Source organism: Brevundimonas sp., from assembly GCF_046295775.1.
GTDB lineage: Bacteria > Pseudomonadota > Alphaproteobacteria > Caulobacterales > Caulobacteraceae > Brevundimonas.
Map to the genome: position 1 here is coordinate 67,349 of NZ_JBKBML010000011.1, position 19,589 is coordinate 86,937.

Sequence of the window (19,589 nt, forward strand, 5' to 3'; positions counted from 1 at the left end):
TCTTCAGCCTTCGAACAATTCCGCCAGAACGCCGGGCAGCCGATCAGGCAGGTCTTCCGAGATCAGGCCGGGTCCAACAGCACGGGCCGCCTCCGCGTGCATCCAGACGGCGGCCGAGGCGGCGTCGAAACTGTCCATGCGCTGGGCCGCCAGCCCGCCGATCATGCCGGCCAGGACGTCGCCGGTCCCCGCAGTCGCCAGCCAAGGCGAGCCATTGGGATTGACGCGCACGCGTCCGTCCGGCGCCGCGATTACAGTGCGCGCGCCCTTCAGCACGACGACAGCGTCTGCACGCTGGGCGGCCTCGGCGGCCGCAGCCTCGCGCCCCTTCAGCAGCAGGCCGGGGAACAGCCGCTCGAACTCGCCCTCGTGCGGGGTGAGCACATCGTCGTGGTCCAGGACGGCGAAAAGTTCCCCCGAGCGGCCCGCGAACAGGCTCAGCGCGTCCGCATCGACGATCAGAACGGCGCCGGTGCGCGCCAGGGCCTGCAGATTGTCCTCGGTGGCGCGCCCCAGACCCGCCGCAGGGCCGATAACGACGGCGTCCATTGGCTGGGCCGCCTCGCGCAGGTCTTCCGGGTCTTCGAACGGGTGGATCATCACCGCCTCCAGCGCCGCGCCAAGCACCGCTACGGCGTCCTGCGGACACAGCACCTTCACCAGCCCGGCCCTGACCCGCAGGCCCCCGCGCGCGGCCACCCGCGCCGCGCCCGTATGCCCCGCCCGTCCGGAAACCACGCCCAGGCGACCCCGGCTGTGCTTGTGGCTGTCCTCGTCCGGCCAGGGAAACCGGCTCAGCCAGACAGCCGGCGCGTTGACCTCGGCCTTCATGATCGACCTCGGCTGGGGACGAAAATCGAAAAGAGGCTTGCCTTATGGTGCAATGCACTGTCCCTTTAGAGCCCGAGCGTAGAGCCGCAGCGGCCACGCAACGGGACCGCCATGAAGAAGATCGAAGCCGTCATCAAGCCGTTCAAGCTCGATGAAGTGAAGGAAGCGCTCCAGGACGCCGGCGTCCAGGGGATGACCGTCATCGAAGCCAAGGGCTATGGGCGCCAGAAGGGCCATTCTGAGCTCTATCGCGGGGCCGAATACATCATCGACTTCCTTCCCAAGATGAAGATCGAGGTGGTGGTTCCCGACGACATGGTCGCCTCCGTTCTCGAGGCCATCCAGACCGCCGCCCGCACCGGCAAGATCGGCGACGGCAAGATCTTCGTCTCCCCTGTCGAAGACGTGATCCGCATCCGCACCGGAGAAACAGGCCCCCAGGCCATCTGACCCGCCCCGGCCGTCCTTCGCGACGGCCTTTTTCGTTCAACCTCCCCTCCCCACGCCTGACAAGACCAAGAAAAGGACCCTTCGAGACATGAGCGCCAAGGCCATCCTCAAGGATATTGCGGACAAGGACGTCCAGTACGTCGACCTTCGTTTCACCGACACCCGCGGCAAGCTTCAGCACGTCACCTTCGACATCGACCTGGTCGACGAGGAATTCCTCGAGGAAGGCACGATGTTCGACGGCTCGTCCATCGCCGGCTGGAAGGCGATCAACGAGTCCGACATGCTGCTGAAGCCGGACCTGTCGACCGCCTGGATCGACCCCTTCTATCAGCAGACGACCTTGTTCCTGTTCTGCGACGTGCTGAACCCCGACACGGGCGAGCCCTACAACCGCGACAGCCGCTCCATGGCCAAGAAGGCCCTAGCCTATGTCCAGTCGTCGGGCGTGGGCGACACAGTCTTCTTCGGTCCCGAGGCCGAGTTCTTCGTCTTCGACGACGTGCGCTGGTCCACCGCGGCCCATGACACCGGCTACAGCTTCGACTCGGTCGAACTCCCGGCCAACACCGGTTCGGAATACGCCGAGGGCAACCTGGGCCACCGCCCCGGCGCCAAGGGCGGCTACTTCCCCGTCAATCCGGTCGATTCGGGCCAGGACCTGCGCGGCGAAATGCTCAGCGTCATGAAGGAGCTTGGTCTGGATCCCGAGAAGCACCACCACGAGGTGGCGCCGGCCCAGCACGAACTCGGCCTGAAGTTCTCGGACCTGCTGACCATGGCCGACCGGCTGCAGTTGTATAAGTACGTGATCCACAACGTGGCCCACGCCTACGGCAAGTCGGCGACCTTCATGGCCAAGCCGATGTTCGCCGACAACGGCTCGGGCATGCATGTGCACCAGTCGATCTGGCGCGACGGCAAGCCCCTGTTCGCGGGCGACAAATACTCGGGCCTGTCGGACATGTGCCTGTGGTACATCGGCGGCATCATCAAGCACGCCAAGGCCATCAACGCCTTCGCCAATTCGACCACCAACTCCTACAAGCGCCTGGTGCCCGGCTACGAAGCGCCGGTTAAGCTGGCCTATTCGGCCCGCAACCGTTCGGCCTCGATCCGCATCCCGTGGGTGTCCTCGCCCAAGGCCAAGCGCATCGAAGCCCGCTTCCCCGATCCGATGGGCAACCCCTATCTGACGTTCGTGGCGCTGCTGATGGCGGGCCTGGACGGCATCGAGAACCGCATCGATCCGGGCGCGCCGGCCGACAAGAACCTGTACGACCTGCCGCCGGAAGAGCGCGGCTCCATCCCCGAGGTCGCCGGTTCGCTGAAGGAAGCGCTCGAGGCGCTCGACGCCGACCGCGCCTTCCTCAAGAAGGGCGGCGTCATGGATGACGACTTCATCGACGCCTACATCGCCCTGAAGCAGGAAGAGGTGGCCCGGCTGCAGCTGCATCCCCACCCGGTCGAGTTCGACATGTACTACAGCTGCTGATCGACGGCGGCTGAACAAAGAGAAGGGCCGGCGGAGCGATCCGCCGGCCCTTTGTCTTGCGTCCTGGATGGAGCGTCAGGCCGTCAGGCCGTCCGCCTCATCCCGCTTCTTGCGGCGCAGTTCGATGATGCGGACGCACCAGATCGAGAGTTCGTAGAGCAGCACCAGCGGCACGGCGAGCATTAGCTGGCTGATGGGATCCGGCGGCGTGACGATGGCGGCCAGGATGACAACGGCGACGATGGCGTAGCGACGCCCCTCGGCCATCAGCTTGGACGAAATCAATCCGGCCAAGCCCAACAGGGTCATGACCACAGGCAGCTGGAAACACAGGCCGAACGACAGGATCAGCGCCGTCACCAGGCTCATGTATTCCGACACCTTGGGCAGCAGGGCCGCCGTCACGCCGTCCTGATTGATGCCCTGGCTCAGCGAGAACCACATGACGAACGGCAGCATGACGAAATAGACGAGCGCCGCCCCCAAGAAGAACAACGCAGGCGCCGCGAACAGGAACGGCAGGAAGGCGCCCTTCTCGTTGCGGTACAGGCCCGGCGCGACGAAGCGGTACAGCTGCCAGGCCAGGATCGGAAACACCACGATGACGGCGCCGAAGGCCGCCAGCTTCATCTTGGTGAACAGGATCTCCAGCGGCGCGGTGTAGATCAGATTGACCGTCTGGCCATCGACGTTGGGCAAGGCGCGCAGGCCCATGGTCCCGGCGATCAGGTCGAACGGCGACACGTGGGCGCCAGGCGCGGTCGCGGCGTGGAAGGCCGTGGCCGCCGCGAACGGCTTCACCAGAAAGATGTACAGAGGCTCGGAAAAGGCGAAGCACAGGATGAAGCCCGCGATGAAGGCGATGACGCAGATCAGCAGCCGATTTCTCAGCTCGATCAGGTGATCCATCAGCGGCGCGCGCGACGCCTCGATCTCGGCCTCGTCGCGATCGACGGCGCTCATAGGTCCACCTTGTTCGGTCGCGCGGCGGGCTTGCGCGGCTTGGACTTGGCTGCGGCCTTGGGCTTGATCGACTCCGCTGGCGGGGGTGCGCGCTCGGGCGGGGCCTCGGGCGCGATCTCGTCGACCGTCATGTCCGGCCATTCTTCAGGGCCCGTAAGCACGGGTTGAGTCGCCGGAGCATCCAGCGGCTCGTTCAGGTCGTTGCGGATGTCGCGGAAAGCCGCCTCGGCGTCAGGTCCCAGCGGATGCATGCCCTGGCCGGTGCGGAGCGCCTCGACCTCCTTGCGCAGCTCGTCCAGCTCGGACTGGCGCGCCATCTCGTCGAAGCTTGCGCGGAAATCGTTGGCCATCGCGCGGGCCCTGCCCACTATCTTGCCGATGCGCCGCATCAAGACAGGCAGGTCCTTAGGCCCGACCACCAGAAGGGCGATCAGTCCGATGACGAGGATTTCCATCCCGCCGATGCCGGGGCCCAAACCACCCATGCGTCAGTATCTTTCGGAGGCGAAGGCGGTCAGCGCTTCAGCTCTTCCTTTTCGGCGTCGGTGCGCGGCAGGGAGCTGACGCCTTCGCTCGGCCCCTTGTCGTCGTCCTTCAGGCCGTCCTTGAAAGCCTTGATGCCCTTGGCGGCGTCGCCCATCAGGCCGGACAGCTTGCCCCGCCCGCCGAACAGCAGGGCGATGACCGCGATCACGATGACCCAATGCCAGATGCTCATGGCGCCCACGGCGAATACTCCTGATGGGGGCGATGTCCGCCCGTCTCGATGGTTAGCGGGTCATATAGGCCGACAGATGGCGGCGCGCCAAGGGAAGCTGTAAGGCCGCGCCCATGAGTCACGTGATCATCCACACCGACGGCGCCTGCAAGGGCAATCCCGGCCCTGGCGGCTGGGGCGCGATCCTTCAGGCCGGCCAGGGTCGCGAGAAGGAGCTATGGGGCGGCGAGCCCCTGACCACCAACAACCGCATGGAGCTGATGGCCGCCATCATGGCGCTGGAGGCCCTGACACGTCCGTGCCGCGTCGACCTGCACACCGACAGCAAATACGTCATGCAGGGCATCAACGAGTGGATCCACGGCTGGAAGGCGCGCGGCTGGAAGACGGCGGACAAGAAGCCGGTCAAGAACGACGACCTGTGGCGCAGGCTGGACGCCGCGCGCGCGCGCCACGACGTCAAATGGCACTGGGTCAAGGGCCACGCCGGCCACGTCCTGAACGAACGGGCAGACGGACTGGCGAATCGCGGCGTGGCCGATGTGACGAGGCGCGCCTAGCTGAGGGGCCGCACCGTCAGCCTTCCCCCGTCGACGCGCTCGACAACAACGTCTTCACCCGCCAGGGGCGCCCCCTGATCGATGTCGGCTGACCATTCGGCGCCCGAAACGAACACCCGGCCCCGACCACCGACAAAGGCCTCGGTGACCCGCGCGCGCTGGCCCACCAAACGGCTGTCACGTGAGTTGATGTCCGGCATCTCAACCGGGTTCACGCGTTTGATCAGCCGTTTGGAAGCCAGGGTGGAGACCACCGTCAGCACGGCGAAGATGATCAGTTCGACGCCGAAGCCGAACCGCAGCCCCAGGGCCGTCATCAGCGCCACCACTCCGGCGGAGACGGCCGGCCAAAGCAGCCATTCCGTGGTGAAGGCCGCCTCTATGGCCAGCAGGAAGACGCCCAGGCCCAGCCAGATCCAGAACGGCTGGGCGACATACAGCGACAGGATGGGATCCATGGCCTAGCTCCCTGGCCCTAGGTCGTCGGCGGAACCGCGCCGCCGGGGTTGCGCGGCGCGCGGGGTTGAGGCGGAGGCGCCGAGGTAGTGGTCATGGGCGCGGCCGGCTGGCGCGTCGTGGCGCGGGTTTCGGCGCGCCCGTGCTGCTGTTCCTTGGCCAGGCCGACCAGTTCGCCCAGGCCGGCGATGGTGCCGACCAGGCCGGACATCTCGGCCGGCACGATGACCGTCTTGGCCGTCGGGTTGCGCGCCAGTTCTGCAAAGGCCTCGACGTATTTCTGGGCGACGAAGTAGTTGATGGCGTTGACGTCGCCGCGGGCGATGGCCTCCGACACCATGGCGGTCGCCTTGGCCTCGGCCTCGGCCTCGCGCTCACGCGCCTCGGCGTCGCGGAAGGCAGCTTCGCGACGGCCTTCAGCTTCCAGAATTGCGGCCTGTTTGGCGCCCTCGGCGCGCGCGATGGCGGCCTGTTTCTCACCCTCGGCCTCGGTGATGACGGCGCGGCGCTCGCGCTCGGCCTTCATCTGGCGGGCCATGGCGTTGGTGATGTCGACCGGCGGGGTAAGGTCCTTGATCTCGATCCGGTTGACCTTGACGCCCCACGGCTCGGTCGCCGCATCGATCACGGTCAGCAGGCGGGAGTTGATGTTGTCGCGCTGGAACAGCACCTCATCCAGATCCATCGAGCCGACCACGGTCCGCAGGTTGGTCGAGCAAAGCTGGGTGATGGCGTACGGCAGATTCTCGACCCGATAGGCGGCCGCCGAAGCGCTCATCACCTGAATGAAGACGATCGCATCGACCTTCACCATGGCGTTGTCCTTGGTGATGACTTCCTGCTGGGGCACGTCCAGGACCTGCTCCATCATGTTCATCCGACGGCCGATCTTCTCGACGAAGGGCGTCAGGATGTGGATGCCGGGCGACAGGGTCTTGGTGTATTTGCCAAAGCGTTCGACCGTGAACTCGCGCCCTTGCGGCACGATCTTCACGACGCTGAACACAAAGCCGACGCCGAGTATGGCGAGAGCGATCAGAAAATAGGTCATCAACAGCCTCCCTTGAAAGCAGAGCTTATCCGGCGCCGGGGTCCAAGACCACGAAAACCGGAGGGTGCGGCGATGACAACGCCGTAATCTAGAGGCGCGTCGCCATGGCGGCTCCAGCCCGGATGATCCGGCGCGTTTCTTCCCAGTCGATGAGGCTGTCGATGTCGCTCACGAGATGAAACGCCGCCTCGGCCGCGTCGTCGCCGGCCACCGGCTCTCCCTCGCGCCACAGGGCCAGATAGTCGATCAGCACATAGTGGCGGCCGATCTCTGGAAAGAGACCGTCCACCACGTCGATCAGCCCGGCCAGATCCGCCCTCACCCCGGTTTCCTCGACAAGTTCGCGCAGCGCCGCGTCTGCGGCCCGCTCGCCCGGCTCGATCCGCCCGCCCGGCAGGCTCCACTCTCCGATGCGCGGCGGGCGACCCCGCCGAATCAGCAGCACCTGATCGCCCCGCAGGCAGACCACGCCGGCGGCGGGCACGGGCGTCACGGTCGAACTCGAGCATGAATCATGTCCGAGCATAGCTTTGCGCTTTGCGCCGCGCACACGCCTTTGCCAGAAAGGGTCATGCCCGCGCCCTCCCCCGCCGCGATCGCCGCTCTGAAATCCGCCCTCGGCGACGGCGGCTGGACCGACGATCCGGCCGAGATCGCGCCGTGGCTGACGGAATGGCGCGGACGCTGGACCGGCCACACGCCGCTGATGCTGACACCGCGCTCGACTGAGCAGACCGCGCAGGCCGTGCGGGTCTGCGCCGAACACGGCGTGGCCGTCACACCTCAGGGCGGAGGGACCGGCCTGGTTGGCGGGCAGATTCCTTATGGCGAGGTCCTGCTGTCGATGCGGCGGATGCGGGCCGTGCGCGATGTCACGCCGCTGGACGACGCCATGACGGTCGAAGCCGGCGTGACCCTGCTGAAGGCGCAGCAGGCGGCGACCACGGCCGGCCGCCGCTTCCCGCTCAGCCTGGCCGCGGAGGGCACGGCCACCATCGGCGGCGTGATCTCGACTAATGCGGGGGGAACTCAGGTGCTGCGCTACGGCGTCATGCGCGACCTGGTGCTGGGCCTGGAGGCTGTGCTGCCCAACGGAGAGATTTTCAACGGCCTGAAGCGGCTGCGGAAGGACAACACCGGCTATGATCTCAAGCAGCTTCTGATCGGCGCCGAGGGCACGCTTGGCGTCGTCACCGCCGCAACCCTGAAACTGTTTCCTATCATGCGCAGCCGCGCCACCGCCGTGGTCGGCCTGGAGAGCGCGGCGGCTTCGATCGAACTCCTGGCTCGAGCCAAGGCCGAGACGGGCGGCGGCGTCGAGGCGTTCGAACTGATGAAACGACTGGGTGTCGGCCTGGCCATCCGCCACATCCCCGGCGTCCGCGAGCCGCTGGAGACGACGCCGGACTGGTATGTCCTGATCGAACTGGCCTCGGGCGAGCCCGGCGCGGCCGAAAGCGCGCTGGAGCGGCTGCTGGCGGACGCCTTCGAACACGGCCTGATCACCGACGCCGCCATCGCTCAGAACGAGGCCCAGCGCGCCGCCTTCTGGAAGCTGCGCGAAGAGCAGTCCGCCGCGCTGAAGCCCGAGGGCGGCGGCTGGAAGCATGATGTGTCGGTGCCCGTCTCGCGCATCGCCGACTTCCTCGACGAGGCGACCGCCGCTGTGGAGCGCTTCCACCCGGGCGTGCGGGTGTCCGCCTTCGGCCACGTCGGCGACGGCAATCTGCACTACGACGTGCTGTGCCCGCCCGGCGCCGACGTGCCCGCTTTTCTGTCCCGCTGGGCCGAGGGATCGCAGATCGTGCACGACATCGTCGCACGCTACGAAGGCTCCATCTCGGCCGAACACGGACTGGGGCGCCTCAAGACCGACGAGGCGAAACGCTACAAGTCGATTCTGGAGATCGAGACTATGCGCGCGATCCGCCAAGCGCTGGATCCCCGGCGCATCATGAATCCGGCGGTGCTGTTCTAACTGTCGCGGTTCAAATCGGCCGCGAAGCGCCCTATCTGGACGCGACCGTCACCGGAGAACCGATTTGCTGATCGTCCTGTCCCCGGCCAAGCGGCTGGACTTCGCCGAACCCAAGACCCCTCTGCCCGCCACGCGCGCCCGCATGATGGAGGACGCCGCCAGCCTGGCGCGCACCGCCCGTCGCCAGACCCAGGCCGATCTGCGCCGGCTGATGCACCTGTCCGAAGACCTGGCCAAGCTGAACCAGGCCCGGTTCAAGGCCTTCGACGCAGACAGCCCCGACATGGGCGTGCAGGCCGCGATCGCCTTCGCCGGCGACGTCTATCAGGGTCTGGACGCCCGGTCGCTGGATGCCGAGGCCATGGCGTTCGCCCAGGATCATCTGCGTATTCTGTCAGGCCTCTACGGCGTTCTGCGCCCGCTGGATCGCCTGCAGCCCTATCGGCTTGAGATGGGCACGCGGCTGAAAACCCGGCGCGGCGAAACCCTGTACGATTTCTGGGGCGACCGGATCTCGAAGCAGTTGAACGCGGACGCCGAGGGACACGTCGACCCGACCCTGGTGAATCTGGCCAGCCAGGAATACTTCGGCGCCGTCGACGCCAAGGCCCTGACCCTGCCGATCGTGACGCCGCAGTTCCGCGAAATCCGCGACGGCGAAAGCCGCATCATCTCCTTCTTCGCCAAGAAGGCGCGCGGTCTGATGGCGCGCTACGCGGTCGAACAGCGCATTGAAAACGCCCGAGACCTGAAGAGCTTCGACCGCGACGGCTATCGCTTCGACGCCTCGGCCTCGACAGAGACCGACTGGATATTCACCAGGCAGGGAAATAACTGAGCCGGCCGTCGCCAAGCTCGTTCTCAACGGCTAGGCTGATCGGGCTGACGATAACGACAAGGGTGGATGCAGCACATGTTTCAGTGGCCCAAGCGCGGCGACGCCGCCGATGGTGACAACACCGCCTTCCGGGGCGTCGGCGAACTGAAGGGCCAGGTGGCCGTGATCTCGGGCTCGACGTCCGGCATCGGCTTGGGCCTGGCGCGCGCGGTCGCGGCGCGGGGCGGCGATGTCGTGCTGAACGGTCTGGGTGACCCTTCGGAGATCGAGCGCATCCGCGCCGAGATGGAGGCCGCCAACGGCGTGCGCGTGCGCTATCACGGCGCGGACATGCGCAAAGGCGACGAGGTGGCCGATATGGTCGCCTTCGCCAAGCACGACCTGGGTCGCCTGGACATTCTGGTGAACAACGCCGGGGTTCAGCACGTTGAATCCATAGAGAAATTCCCCACCGACAAGTGGGAGCAGATCATCGCCATCAACCTGTCTTCGGCCTTCTACGCCACCCGCGCGGCGGTGCCGATCATGAAGGCGCAAGGGCGCGGGCGGATCGTCAACATCGCCTCCGCTCACGGCCTGGTCGCCAGCCCCTTCAAGTCGGCCTACGTCGCCGCCAAACATGGCGTCATCGGCCTGACCAAGACCGTCGCGCTGGAACTGGCGCGCGAGAACATCACCTGCAACGCCATCTGCCCCGGCTTCGTCGAGACGCCGATCGTGCAGATGCAGATCGCCGACCAGGCGCGCACCCATGGCATCTCCAAGGATCGGGTGATCGACGAGGTCATCCTGAAGAAACAACCGACCAAGCGGTTCGTCACGACTGACGAACTGGCGGGCCTGTTCCTCTACTTGGTGTCGGACCTGGGCGCTTCGGCGAATGGGGCCAGCTTCTCCATCGACGGCGGATGGACGGCGGAATAGCCACGGCTTTGTGAGGGAACCGTGAGCGTCGGGCGGCGCTATGGGGGCATGAAGCTTCACCATTGCGCCGTCATCACCGCCCTCGCCTTCCCGCTCGCCGCCTGCGGCGGGGGCATGTCCCTGCAGCATGGAACCGAGCGCTTTCAGGGCGGAGTCGGCGACGCCGTGGCCGCCCCCCTCGAAGACCTGAACCTGCGTCGCGCCGAGGTGCCTGAGACTTTGATCGAAGCGCGCTATCGCCCCTACGGGATCGCCGGCATCACCGGCTGCGCCGCCATCGCCGCCGAAATCACAAAGCTGGACGAGGCGCTCGGCCCCGACCTCGACTCTGGCCTGGCGCCCGACGGATCACGCACCGACGAGCAGGCCGCCGACGCCGCCTTGGGCCTGGTGCGCGACACGACGACCGATTTCATCCCGTTCCGCAGTTGGGTTCGGCGCCTCACCGGCGCTCATGCGCACAGCCAGGAGGTCGAGCGCGCCTATCGCGCAGGGCTTACCCGCCGCGCCTACCTGAAGGGCATGGGTCAGGAGCAGGGCTGCGCCCCCCCGGCCGCCCCGACGGTCCGCGCGGTTCAGCCCTAACCGACGAACCCCGCCGCGCGCTTCAGCCGATCATTGATCGCCTCGCCCAGACCCGTCGCCGGGATCGGGGCGACGGCGATGCCGGTCGGCCGCTCGCGATCCGCCTCTCGAAACCGCCGGAACAGATTGGCGGCGGCTTCGCGCAGGTTGTCTCTGCGGCTCAAGGCGAACCGCGGATCCCCCTGAATGGGCCCGAAGCCCAGCAGGATTTCCCCGGCCCGCGCCTCGATGGCGTTGATCCTCACCGGCGCGTCGGGGGCGTAATGGACCGAGAGCCGCCCCGGCGAACGGTGTCCCTGCCCGTCATCTGACAGGGCGCCGACCACCGCTTCGATTTCTTCGCGCGTCACCGATCCGGGACGCAGCAGGCTGACCCGGCCGTCCAGGACCGAGACCACCGTGCTTTCCACCCCCACGGCGCAGTCGCCGCCGTCGACGGCCGCCCCGACGGCGAAGCCCGTTTCCTCTACCGCATCGGCGAAGGTCGTCGGGCTGGGCCGTCCCGAGCGGTTGGCCGACGGCGCCACCACCGGCCGATCGAACAGGGCCAATATCTCGCGCGCCCTGGCATGACCGGGCACGCGGACCGCAACGCTGTCCAGTCCTGCGCGCGCGAGGTCGCAGACCCGTTCGCGGTCCCGCACCGGCATCACCAAAGTCAGCGGCCCCGGCCAGAACGCCTCAGCCAGGGCGCGGGCGCGGTCATCCATCACGGCGATCCGCTCGGCCGCGACGGCATCGGCGACATGGGAGATGAGCGGGTTGAAGCGCGGCCGGCCCTTGGCTTCGAACACCGCCGCCACGGCCTGAGCATCACCCGCATCGGCGCCCAGGCCATAGACGGTCTCGGTCGGCAGCAGGATAAGCCGCCCCGCTCGCAGGGCGTCGGCGGCGTCGCGCGCGGAGGAAGGCGTCACGGCCGGCGGGGAATGAAGGGCATCATCCGATGCAGCACATTGTCGCGGTTGATGAACTGATGCTTCAGCGCACCCAGCACGTGCAGCGCCAAGAGGACGTACAGCAGCTTGGGCAGGGCGCGGTGAATGTCCATCAGCTGACCCGCCGTCTCGCGCCCGCCACCGATCGGCAGCAGCGGCCATTGGAACAGGCCGTACCAAACGATGTCGCGACCCGCCGCAGACGACGCCAGCCAGCCAGTGAGAGGCAGCGCCAACAGGACAACGTAGAACAGCACGTGGGTCGCACGCGCCAGGACCCGCTGCCACTTGGGCTGATCCGCCGGCAGGGCGATGGCCGGATTGGCGATGCGCCAGCCCAGCCGGACCAGGGTCAGCACCAGAATGCTCAGCCCCGTCGACTTGTGCAGGCCGATCCAGAAGCCCGCGTTCGGGCCATCGGTGTTGGCGTCGCTGACCACGAAGATCTGCACCACCACCAGCACGGCGATCAGCCAGTGCAGCGTCAGCGAGACTGTCGAATAGCGATTGCGCGGTTCGGCCATCAGCCACTCCCTTTTCGCCGTTCAGCTTGGCCCAGCGGGGCCGCCAGGCCAAGCGCTGATGCATGCGCGGCGACCTCGCCTCTTGCCTGCCGTCACGGCATCGTCGCAAGAAGCGCCAAAGCGTTTCCAGGAGACGGCTCATGACCTATCGCGCACCTGTTCGAGACTTGGCCTTCACCCTGCGGTTCGTCGCCGGCGGCGACGCCCTGACCGAGACCGGCGCCTTCCCCGACTTCGACGCGGAAGTCGCCGGCGCCGTGATCGAGGCGGCCGCGCAGTTCTCGGAGCAGGTGCTGGCGCCGCTGAACCGGCCCGGCGATCAGGCCGGATCGAAATACGCCAACGGCGCCGTGACCGCAGCCCCCGGATTCGCCGACGCCTATCGCCAGTTCGCCGAGGGCGGCTGGACCGGCCTGACCGCCTCGACCGAGGCCGGCGGCCAGGCCCTGCCCAAGGCGCTGGAACTCGCCGCCTATGAGACGGTCCACAGCGCCAACATGGCGTTCGGCCTGTGCCCCATGCTGTCGCTGGCGGCCATCGAGGCGCTGGAGGCGCACGGGACCGAGCATCAGAAGACCACCTATCTGCCCAAGCTGGTGTCGGGCGAATGGACCGGAGCCATGGTGCTGACCGAGCCGCACGCCGGGTCGGACCTGGGCGCGCTGACCGCCACGGCCACGCCCAACGGCGACGGTACCTACGCCCTGAACGGCCAGAAGATCTTCATCACCTGGGGCGACCACGACGCCACTGACAACATCGTCCACATGGTGCTGGCCCGCCTGCCCGACGCGCCGCCCGGCCCCAAGGGCATCAGCCTGTTCCTGGCCTCGAAGTTCGCGGTCAAGCCGGACGGCACGCTGGGCGACCGCAACGCCTTCCGCCCCGTCGGCGTCGAGCACAAGCTGGGCATCCACGCCTCGCCGACCTGCGTCATGAGCTATGAGAGCGCGACCGCCGAACTGGTGGGCCGGCCCAACGAGGGCCTGTCGCATATGTTCGTCATGATGAACGCCGCGCGCCTGGCGGTGGGGATGGAGGGGGTCGGCATCGCCGAGCGCGCCTATCAGCACGCCCTGGCCTATGCGCTGGAGCGTCGCCAGGGCCGCAGCGTCTGGACCGGCCAGGCCAACACCCCGATCATCGACCATCCGGGCGTGCGTCGCATGCTGGCGGTCATGAAGGCCAAGACGGCCGCCGCGCGCGCCATCTGCCTGTCGACCGGCGTCGCCGCCGACCTGGCGCGCCACGCGGGCGCCGAAGAGGATCGGCGGCGCTGGAAAGGTCGCGAGGACCTGCTCACCCCCATCGCCAAGGCCTGGTCGACCGATGTCGGCTGCGAGGTCGCCTCAATGGGCGTGCAGGTCCACGGCGGCATGGGTTTCATCGAAGAGACGGGCGCGGCCCAATACTATCGCGACGCCCGCATCGCCCCGATCTACGAGGGCACCAACGGCATCCAGGCCATGGACTTGGTCGGCCGCAAGCTGAGCCAGGACGGCGGCGAATCGGCTCGGCTGGTGATCGCCGAGATGAAGGCCACTCTGGTCGAGCTGGCCCGCGTCTATGACGGCAAGCCGCTGGAGCGTTTCGCCACCGCCATCGAGGCGGTCGAGGACGCGACCCTATGGCTGCTGGATCGCAAGGCCGACCCGAACGCCGCCGCCGACGTGCTGGCGGGTGCGGACGCCTATCTGACGCTGCTGGGTGACGTGATCGGCGGCTGGATGCTGGCCAAGGGCGCGCTGGCGGCCAACGCCGGCCTGGCGCAGGGATCGGACGACGCCTGGCTGCGCGGTCGGATGGACCTGTATGAAGTCTACGCCGCCAATGTTCTGGGCCACGCCTCCAGCCGCCTGGCCGCCGTCGGCCAGGGCGGCGAACTGCTGCAGCGTATCAGCGCCGAGGTGCTGGCGGGCTGACGTCCAGCAGGGCGATGGCCTCGCGGATATATTCGGCGTGGACCACCACGCCGAGATCCAGACGCTCGCCGCCCGACACCACCTCCTGGGCCAGAAGGCCGGCGATGAAGGGGTGATCGGGCGCGGGCGCGTCCGGCCGTCGCCGCGCGCTCGCCGTCCAGAACACCGGCCCGCCCGAGTTGCCCGGGAAGACCTTGAAGTCCAGCAGGAAGGTCGGAAACGCCTCGACCGGCGAGACCGGCCAGGACGCCACGCGCCCGACCCTAAGAATCGGAAAGCCCGCGCGATTGGCCGACAGGCCGCGCGGAAAACCCAGCGACAGCAGTTCGTCGCCCGGCCCGACCTCGAAGTCCTCGAAGGCGTCGCGGTCCGCCAGCCAGGCCAGCGGTATGGCCGCGCGGGCGAAGGCGTCGGGCGCGGTGATCTCCATCACCGCCACGTCGCGATCCGGGTGACGCACCCACAGCGGCTGCTCGGCCGCGTCGCGGATGACGAAAGGGCTGGCGTCGAAGCGCCAGCCGCCATCGGCGCCCTGGACGCGCCAGCCGATGCGCGAACCGGCCAAGGGCATCTGCTCCAGCACATGGGCCGCGGTGACCAGCACGGTGCGGGGCTGGCCGTCGGCACGCGGCGCATTGATCAGAAAGGCCGTGCCGACCTTGCGCGTGCCGTCGCCCAGCGGCTGATCCACCTGCACCGTCGCATTGATGAGGCCCACCGTCAGGTCCCACGCCGGAGCGACGCGGGCCGCGACCTGAGGCGGCGGAGCCTGGACGACAACGGCGGGCGGGGGCGTCTGATCGATAAACATCACGGTTTCGGCTATCGGCGGGCTTTGTTCATTTGACGGCGCGCGGGACTGGCGCACAAGGTCCGCCTCGACCATCTCGGGGACCTGACACCATGAACCGTCGCGAACTGATCGCTTCGACCGCCGCCGCGGCCGCCCTGGCCGGCGCCGCCCCCGCCCTTGCCCGCCAGACTTCCGGAAGCCGAATGCCTCAAACGCCCGTCGCCCCCGTGGCCAAGAAGATCCCTGTCCGCATCGAGCAGCTGGGCCGCGTCCGCACCGACGACTATCAGTGGATGAAGGACGACAGCTGGCAGGCGGTGCTGCGCGATCCGACGCTGATCAAGGCCGACGTAAAGGCGCACCTGACGGAGGAAAACGCCTATCGCGAAGCCATGATGGCCTCGACCCTGCCGCTGCAGGCGACGATGTTCGAAGAGATGAAGGGCCGCATCAAGGAGGACGACAGCTCCGTTCCCTCGCCCGACGGCCCGTGGGAATATTACGTCGAATACCGCACGGGCGATCAGCACCCGCGCTACATGCGCCGCCCGCGTAATGGGTCGGGCGCGCCGCAGTTGCTGCTGGACGGCAACGCCCTGGCCGAGGGCAAGGCCTATTCGCGGATCAGCGCCACCGAATACAGCCCCAACCACGCCCTGTTCGCCTATGCCGAGGACGCCCAGGGGTCGGAGGTCTATCGAGTCTTCGTCAAGGACCTGGCGACGGACCAACTGGTCGGCGAGCCGATCGAATCCGCCTCAGCCAGCCTGACCTTTTCGCCCGACAGCCAATGGCTCTTCTGGACCAACCGCGACGACAACGGCCGTCCCGACAAGATCTTCCGCCGGCCCGCGCACGGCGGCGAGACCACCCTGGTCTATGACGAGACCGACGACGGCATGTTCATCGGCGTGGGCCGAACGGCGGATGACGCCTTCGTGCTGATCTCGATCGGCAACCAGGAAACCTCGGAAGTACGCTACGTCGCGGCCGCCAGCCCCACGGCAGAGCCAGTGGTGCTAGAGCCCCGCAGCGTAGGCGTGCGCTACGACGCCGACCACTGGGGCGACCGCTGGCTGGTGCGCACCAACGCAGACGACGCCATCGACTTCCGCATCGTCGAGGCCCCGACCGCCACGCCGGGCAAGGCCGCCTGGACGGACCTGGTGCCGCACCGCCCCGGCCGCTTCATTGAGGAGATGAGCCTGACCGCCGGCCATCTGGCCCGCCAGGAACGCGCCGACGCCAACACCCGAATCGTCATCCGCGACCGTGCGGGCGCTGAGCACGAGATCGGCGTCGACGAGCCCGCCTACGCCCTGTCGCTGATGGGGTCGTCGGAGTTCAACTCCACCAATCTGCGCTACGGCTACAACTCGCCGTCCACCCCGACGTCGACCTATGACTACGACATGGCGACGCGCGAGCGGGTGCTGAAGAAGGTCCAGGAAGTCCCGTCGGGTCATGACCCGGCCGACTATGTCGTCGAGCGCCTGAACGCCCCGGCCGCCGATGGCGAGCTGGTGCCCGTCACGGTCCTTCGCCGCAAGTCCACGCCGGTCGACGGCTCGGCGCCCATTCTGCTTTACGGCTACGGTTCGTACGGCATTCCGATGCCGGCCAGCTTCTCGACCAGCCGGCTGTCGCTGGTGGATCGTGGCTTCATCTACGCCATCGCCCACATCCGGGGCGGATCGGACAAGGGCTGGGGCTGGTTCCTGGCCGCCCGGCGCATGACCAAGAAGAACACCTTCACCGACTTCATCGCCGCCGCCGAGCATCTGATCCAGCGCGGCTACGGCCGGGCCGGCAATATCGTGGCCCAGGGCGGGTCGGCCGGCGGCCTGCTGATGGGCGCGGTCAACAACATGCGGCCCGAGCTATGGGCCGGCGTCATCGGCCAGGTGCCCTTCGTCGACGTCATCAACACCATGAGCGACACCTCCTTGCCGCTGACCCCGCCCGAGTGGCCCGAGTGGGGCAACCCGATCGAGGACGCCGAGGCCTACGACTACATGATGTCCTACAGCCCCTACGATCAGGTCGAGGCCAAGGCCTATCCCGCCGTGCTGGCGACCGGCGGCCTGTCGGATCCGCGCGTCACCTATTGGGAGCCCGAGAAGTGGGTGGCCAAGCTGCGGCCCGCGACCACCTCGGGCAAGCCGGTCCTGCTGAAGATCAACATGGAGGCCGGGCACGGCGGGGCCTCCGGCCGCTTCGACTATCTGAAGGAAGTCGCCCACGACTACGCCTTCGCGGTCTGGGCCGTTGAAAAGGGCTGGGAGCAGGCGTGATCGTCCGCGAGACGGCCGAGGACGATCTCTCGGCCATCACCGCCATCTACGCCGACAGCGTGGCTCAGGGGGCGGGCACCTTTGAACTGACGCCGCCGTCGGTCGAGGCCATGCGCGCGCGCCTGGGCTCTGTCACGGCGCTGGGCCTGCCCTGCCTGACGGCCGAGATCGACGGAGCGGTCGCGGGCTACGCCTATGCCGGGCCGTTCCGGCTGCGCGCCGCCTATCGCTACACGGTCGAGGATTCGGTTTATGTCGCCGAGACCTTTCGAGGACGCGGCGTCGGCCACGCCCTGCTCAAGGCGCTGATCGCGCGCTGCGAGGCGCTTGGCCTGCGGCAGATGGCGGCCGTGATAGGCGACAGCGCCAACGCCGGCTCGGTGGCCCTGCACGCCGCCTGCGGCTTTCGCCCGGCCGGCGGGTTCGAGGGCGCGGGCTGGAAGTTCGACGGCTGGCGCGACGTGGTCTTCATGCAACGCGCGCTGGGACCGGGAGCCGAATCACCCCCAGACACGGCCGGCTTCGACTGCGGCCGCTGAACGGTCCTAATGAGGCGCGATGTCCGCCGGAGGCGTGCGCAGCCAAGGCGCCAGGCGGAAACGGCGCGGCGCCTCGCCCACGGTGCGGTGGAAGATGAACTGGCGGGCGAAGGCGACTACGGCTCGCAGCGTCGCTTCGTCGAAGGGCTTTGACACCGCTCCCAGGGCCCCAGCGAAGCCTTCCGGAATCTGTTCCGGGTTGGCGGTCAGGAAGACAACGGCCGAGCCGTAGTCCTCGACCAGACGGTGAGCGATCTGCGGCCCTGTCAGACCGTCAAGCAGGTTGACGTCCACGAAAGCCAGATCCGGCCGTTCCCGGTCGGCGACAGCGAACGCGCTTTCCTGGTCCATGGCGCATCCCACCACGTCGCAGCCCGCGTCGGTCAGGACCATCTCGACTTCCATGGCCAGAATGGCCTGGTCCTCGACGATCATGACCCGAAGGTCCGGTGGTGAAGTCAAACGCCAATCCTCCCAGCCAGCCGCCCATACACTCTGTGTCGGCCAGCGGACAGAAGAAACCCGCTCTTGGCGAAATGGTTCGAGCTGAGCTATTGAAACCCGACGTTTTTTTGCTCATGGGGGCCCAATGACCGCTGAAGCGGAATTTCATGAGGCCGAGCTGCAGCGCCGCATGGCCGGCAACACCCAGTTGCTGCAAGCCATCATCGGCATCCGCCTACGCAGCGTCGTCGACCCCGAAAGCCGCCGGCACCTGACCTGGCTCAGCGACATCGTGGCCGCGCTCGGTCTTCTCAACCGGCGATTGACCAAGGACGGCGATGTCGATTTCGCCGCCTATATGCAGGACGCGGCCGCATTCTGGCGTCGAGGCTGCGAAGGCCGCCCGGTTCGCATCGAAGTGCGCGGCGCGGTTTCCACCATGCCCGACAGTCATGTCACCCCCTTGGCCATCATCCTGCACGAGTTGATATCCAACGCCCTTCGCCACGCCTTTCCGGGCGACAGGGGCGGCGTGATCGCCGTGGCGGTGTCCCAAGCCTCGGACGGCGTTAGCCTCGTGGTTCGCGACACCGGCGTGGGCGACGACGCCCCGCATCGGGGCGAGGGCCTGGGCCTGATCGAAGGGTTGGCGGACCACCTCGGCGGCTCGGTCGTGTTCGAAACCGCGCCCGACGCCGGCTTCGTCGCCCGCGTGCGCCTGCCCCTCATGTCGCGCAGCCGGCACTGAACGGCGATCGGTTCTGATTGCTGGCCGCTGTTTGCTGGCCGCTGTTAGGGTTTTGCGCATCATCGGGCGTCATGAATGACGCTCGGAGACGCCCATGGCTCGAATTCTCATCATCGACGACGACCCCGTGCTCCGCGCGGTGGTTGAAGGTCTTCTGAGCGATGACGGGCATGAGGTGTGCGCCGCCGCCGATGGCGAGGAAGGCCTTTCCCTCCTGCGCGACCGCGACATCGATCTGGTCGTCCTGGACATGCTGATGCCGCGCAAGGACGGCTTCGAGACGCTGATGGAGATCCGACGTCTGCGTGGCGGTCCGCGTGTTCTGGCCATATCCGGCGGCGGCATGTCCGCGCCCATGAACTATCTCGGCCCCGCTCGCACCCTGGGCGCTGACGACATCATGCAGAAGCCCCTTGAGCCCGAAGCCTTGAAGGCGGCTGTTTCGCGTTTGGTTGCGCGGGGCGCGGTTTGATGCATGGAGCCCGGCCAAAGAAAAACCCGCTGTCCTTTTGGACGGCGGGTTTTGATCTTGGGTGCG

At 67.6% G+C, this 19,589-nt stretch carries 23 protein-coding genes; 12 read left to right on the forward strand and 11 right to left on the reverse strand.

What is annotated here, in order from left to right:
- Positions 1-3: 3 nt before the first annotated feature.
- Positions 4-831 (reverse strand): NAD(P)H-hydrate dehydratase, encoded by an 828-nt coding sequence (locus ACK4I0_RS08640; protein WP_409609969.1) that lies wholly within the window; start codon positions 829-831, stop codon positions 4-6.
- A gap of 111 nt (positions 832-942) precedes the next feature.
- On the opposite strand from ACK4I0_RS08640, the gene ACK4I0_RS08645 reads away from it, so the two are divergent.
- Positions 943-1,281, forward strand: coding sequence for a P-II family nitrogen regulator (locus ACK4I0_RS08645; protein WP_409609971.1), 339 nt, complete (start codon positions 943-945; stop codon positions 1,279-1,281).
- An 88-nt stretch (positions 1,282-1,369) separates the two neighbouring features.
- Positions 1,370-2,776 (forward strand): type I glutamate--ammonia ligase, encoded by a 1,407-nt coding sequence (gene glnA, locus ACK4I0_RS08650; RefSeq protein WP_409609973.1) that lies wholly within the window; start codon positions 1,370-1,372, stop codon positions 2,774-2,776.
- Between the two features lie 75 nt (positions 2,777-2,851).
- On the opposite strand, the gene tatC is transcribed toward glnA, so the two are convergent.
- The 3 genes from tatC to ACK4I0_RS08665 are packed head-to-tail and all read right to left on the reverse strand — an operon-like array spanning position 2,852 to position 4,466.
- Entirely contained in the window at positions 2,852-3,739 is an 888-nt protein-coding gene (gene tatC, locus ACK4I0_RS08655) for a twin-arginine translocase subunit TatC (RefSeq protein ID WP_409609975.1), read from the reverse strand.
- Positions 3,736-4,224: a Sec-independent protein translocase protein TatB gene (gene tatB, locus ACK4I0_RS08660; RefSeq protein ID WP_409609977.1), complete on the reverse strand. Its 489-nt coding sequence runs from the start codon at positions 4,222-4,224 to the stop codon at positions 3,736-3,738. The genes tatC and tatB overlap by 4 nt, the downstream gene beginning before the upstream one ends.
- 29 nt (positions 4,225-4,253) lie before the next feature.
- Positions 4,254-4,466 carry a twin-arginine translocase TatA/TatE family subunit gene (locus tag ACK4I0_RS08665; protein ID WP_409609979.1) on the reverse strand — a complete coding sequence of 71 codons (213 nt, stop codon included), beginning with the start codon at positions 4,464-4,466 and terminating at the stop codon, positions 4,254-4,256.
- A 104-nt stretch (positions 4,467-4,570) separates the two neighbouring features.
- On the opposite strand from ACK4I0_RS08665, the gene rnhA reads away from it, so the two are divergent.
- Positions 4,571-5,017, forward strand: coding sequence for a ribonuclease HI (gene rnhA, locus ACK4I0_RS08670; RefSeq protein ID WP_409609981.1), 447 nt, complete (start codon positions 4,571-4,573; stop codon positions 5,015-5,017).
- Here the strand turns inward: rnhA and ACK4I0_RS08675 are convergent.
- The 3 genes from ACK4I0_RS08675 to ACK4I0_RS08685 form a co-directional block, all read right to left on the reverse strand.
- Positions 5,014-5,475, reverse strand: a complete 462-nt coding sequence (locus ACK4I0_RS08675) for an NfeD family protein (protein ID WP_409609983.1) — start codon at positions 5,473-5,475, stop codon at positions 5,014-5,016. The two genes, rnhA and ACK4I0_RS08675, sit on opposite strands and share 4 nt — an antisense overlap.
- Positions 5,476-5,492: 17 nt before the next feature.
- Complete coding sequence (locus ACK4I0_RS08680; protein ID WP_409609985.1) at positions 5,493-6,524, reverse strand: SPFH domain-containing protein; 1,032 nt, start codon at positions 6,522-6,524, stop codon at positions 5,493-5,495.
- An 88-nt stretch (positions 6,525-6,612) separates the two neighbouring features.
- Positions 6,613-7,050: an NUDIX hydrolase gene (locus tag ACK4I0_RS08685; RefSeq protein WP_409609987.1), complete on the reverse strand. Its 438-nt coding sequence runs from the start codon at positions 7,048-7,050 to the stop codon at positions 6,613-6,615.
- A gap of 45 nt (positions 7,051-7,095) precedes the next feature.
- Between ACK4I0_RS08685 and ACK4I0_RS08690 the strand changes: the two genes are divergently transcribed.
- The 4 genes from ACK4I0_RS08690 to ACK4I0_RS08705 all read left to right on the forward strand — a co-directional run bounded on the left by ACK4I0_RS08690 (position 7,096) and on the right by ACK4I0_RS08705 (position 10,849).
- Positions 7,096-8,502, forward strand: a complete 1,407-nt coding sequence (locus tag ACK4I0_RS08690) for an FAD-binding oxidoreductase (protein ID WP_409609989.1) — start codon at positions 7,096-7,098, stop codon at positions 8,500-8,502.
- Positions 8,503-8,566: 64 nt separating this feature from the next.
- Positions 8,567-9,340, forward strand: a complete 774-nt coding sequence (yaaA, locus tag ACK4I0_RS08695; RefSeq protein WP_409609991.1) for a peroxide stress protein YaaA — start codon at positions 8,567-8,569, stop codon at positions 9,338-9,340.
- Between the two features lie 75 nt (positions 9,341-9,415).
- Entirely contained in the window at positions 9,416-10,264 is an 849-nt protein-coding gene (locus tag ACK4I0_RS08700) for a 3-hydroxybutyrate dehydrogenase (protein ID WP_409609993.1), read from the forward strand.
- A gap of 48 nt (positions 10,265-10,312) precedes the next feature.
- Positions 10,313-10,849: a hypothetical protein gene (locus tag ACK4I0_RS08705; protein WP_409609995.1), complete on the forward strand. Its 537-nt coding sequence runs from the start codon at positions 10,313-10,315 to the stop codon at positions 10,847-10,849.
- Here the strand turns inward: ACK4I0_RS08705 and ACK4I0_RS08710 are convergent.
- Together ACK4I0_RS08710 and ACK4I0_RS08715 are read right to left on the reverse strand one after the other, a co-directional pair.
- Positions 10,846-11,766, reverse strand: coding sequence for an L-threonylcarbamoyladenylate synthase (locus tag ACK4I0_RS08710; protein WP_409609997.1), 921 nt, complete (start codon positions 11,764-11,766; stop codon positions 10,846-10,848). The genes ACK4I0_RS08705 and ACK4I0_RS08710 overlap by 4 nt on opposite strands.
- Positions 11,763-12,311, reverse strand: a complete 549-nt coding sequence (locus ACK4I0_RS08715) for a cytochrome b (RefSeq protein WP_409609999.1) — start codon at positions 12,309-12,311, stop codon at positions 11,763-11,765. The genes ACK4I0_RS08710 and ACK4I0_RS08715 overlap by 4 nt, the downstream gene beginning before the upstream one ends.
- A 140-nt stretch (positions 12,312-12,451) precedes the next feature.
- Between ACK4I0_RS08715 and ACK4I0_RS08720 the strand changes: the two genes are divergently transcribed.
- Positions 12,452-14,233 carry an acyl-CoA dehydrogenase gene (locus ACK4I0_RS08720; RefSeq protein WP_409610001.1) on the forward strand — a complete coding sequence of 594 codons (1,782 nt, stop codon included), beginning with the start codon at positions 12,452-12,454 and terminating at the stop codon, positions 14,231-14,233.
- Here ACK4I0_RS08720 and ACK4I0_RS08725 read toward each other — a convergent pair.
- Entirely contained in the window at positions 14,208-15,044 is an 837-nt protein-coding gene (locus ACK4I0_RS08725) for a trypsin-like serine peptidase (RefSeq protein WP_409610003.1), read from the reverse strand. The genes ACK4I0_RS08720 and ACK4I0_RS08725 overlap by 26 nt on opposite strands.
- 92 nt (positions 15,045-15,136) lie before the next feature.
- Between ACK4I0_RS08725 and ACK4I0_RS08730 the strand changes: the two genes are divergently transcribed.
- Positions 15,137-17,320: a S9 family peptidase gene (locus ACK4I0_RS08730; RefSeq protein WP_409610005.1), complete on the forward strand. Its 2,184-nt coding sequence runs from the start codon at positions 15,137-15,139 to the stop codon at positions 17,318-17,320.
- Entirely contained in the window at positions 17,317-17,859 is a 543-nt protein-coding gene (locus ACK4I0_RS08735) for an N-acetyltransferase family protein (protein WP_409610007.1), read from the forward strand. Before ACK4I0_RS08730 ends, ACK4I0_RS08735 begins: the two co-directional genes overlap by 4 nt.
- A 6-nt stretch (positions 17,860-17,865) precedes the next feature.
- Here the strand turns inward: ACK4I0_RS08735 and ACK4I0_RS08740 are convergent, their stop codons facing one another.
- Entirely contained in the window at positions 17,866-18,294 is a 429-nt protein-coding gene (locus ACK4I0_RS08740; RefSeq protein WP_409610009.1) for a response regulator, read from the reverse strand.
- A gap of 154 nt (positions 18,295-18,448) precedes the next feature.
- Here ACK4I0_RS08740 and ACK4I0_RS08745 point away from each other — a divergent pair, with 154 nt between their 5' ends.
- Together ACK4I0_RS08745 and ACK4I0_RS08750 are read left to right on the forward strand one after the other, a co-directional pair.
- Positions 18,449-19,051, forward strand: a complete 603-nt coding sequence (locus ACK4I0_RS08745) for a sensor histidine kinase (RefSeq protein WP_409610011.1) — start codon at positions 18,449-18,451, stop codon at positions 19,049-19,051.
- A 94-nt stretch (positions 19,052-19,145) separates the two neighbouring features.
- Complete coding sequence (locus ACK4I0_RS08750) at positions 19,146-19,523, forward strand: response regulator (protein ID WP_409610013.1); 378 nt, start codon at positions 19,146-19,148, stop codon at positions 19,521-19,523.
- Positions 19,524-19,589: the final 66 nt, after the last annotated feature.

Excerpts from the sequence above, each read along its gene's own strand:
- ACK4I0_RS08725 (WP_409610003.1), bottom strand. The coding sequence starts at position 15,044 with ATGTTTATCGATCAGACGCCCCCGCCCGCCGTTGTCGTCCAGGCTCCG.
- ACK4I0_RS08690 (WP_409609989.1), top strand. The coding sequence starts at position 7,096 with ATGCCCGCGCCCTCCCCCGCCGCGATCGCCGCTCTGAAATCCGCCCTC.
- ACK4I0_RS08685 (WP_409609987.1), bottom strand. The coding sequence starts at position 7,050 with ATGCTCGGACATGATTCATGCTCGAGTTCGACCGTGACGCCCGTGCCC.
- ACK4I0_RS08675 (WP_409609983.1), bottom strand. The coding sequence starts at position 5,475 with ATGGATCCCATCCTGTCGCTGTATGTCGCCCAGCCGTTCTGGATCTGG.
- ACK4I0_RS08730 (WP_409610005.1), top strand. The coding sequence starts at position 15,137 with ATGAACCGTCGCGAACTGATCGCTTCGACCGCCGCCGCGGCCGCCCTG.
- rnhA (WP_409609981.1), top strand. The coding sequence starts at position 4,571 with ATGAGTCACGTGATCATCCACACCGACGGCGCCTGCAAGGGCAATCCC.
- ACK4I0_RS08700 (WP_409609993.1), top strand. The coding sequence starts at position 9,416 with ATGTTTCAGTGGCCCAAGCGCGGCGACGCCGCCGATGGTGACAACACC.
- ACK4I0_RS08720 (WP_409610001.1), top strand. The coding sequence starts at position 12,452 with ATGACCTATCGCGCACCTGTTCGAGACTTGGCCTTCACCCTGCGGTTC.
- tatC (WP_409609975.1), bottom strand. The coding sequence starts at position 3,739 with ATGAGCGCCGTCGATCGCGACGAGGCCGAGATCGAGGCGTCGCGCGCG.
- ACK4I0_RS08715 (WP_409609999.1), bottom strand. The coding sequence starts at position 12,311 with ATGGCCGAACCGCGCAATCGCTATTCGACAGTCTCGCTGACGCTGCAC.
- ACK4I0_RS08740 (WP_409610009.1), bottom strand. The coding sequence starts at position 18,294 with ATGATCGTCGAGGACCAGGCCATTCTGGCCATGGAAGTCGAGATGGTC.
- ACK4I0_RS08645 (WP_409609971.1), top strand. The coding sequence starts at position 943 with ATGAAGAAGATCGAAGCCGTCATCAAGCCGTTCAAGCTCGATGAAGTG.
- ACK4I0_RS08750 (WP_409610013.1), top strand. The coding sequence starts at position 19,146 with ATGGCTCGAATTCTCATCATCGACGACGACCCCGTGCTCCGCGCGGTG.
- ACK4I0_RS08705 (WP_409609995.1), top strand. The coding sequence starts at position 10,313 with ATGAAGCTTCACCATTGCGCCGTCATCACCGCCCTCGCCTTCCCGCTC.
- tatB (WP_409609977.1), bottom strand. The coding sequence starts at position 4,224 with ATGGGTGGTTTGGGCCCCGGCATCGGCGGGATGGAAATCCTCGTCATC.
- ACK4I0_RS08680 (WP_409609985.1), bottom strand. The coding sequence starts at position 6,524 with ATGACCTATTTTCTGATCGCTCTCGCCATACTCGGCGTCGGCTTTGTG.
- ACK4I0_RS08745 (WP_409610011.1), top strand. The coding sequence starts at position 18,449 with ATGACCGCTGAAGCGGAATTTCATGAGGCCGAGCTGCAGCGCCGCATG.
- ACK4I0_RS08640 (WP_409609969.1), bottom strand. The coding sequence starts at position 831 with ATGAAGGCCGAGGTCAACGCGCCGGCTGTCTGGCTGAGCCGGTTTCCC.
- glnA (WP_409609973.1), top strand. The coding sequence starts at position 1,370 with ATGAGCGCCAAGGCCATCCTCAAGGATATTGCGGACAAGGACGTCCAG.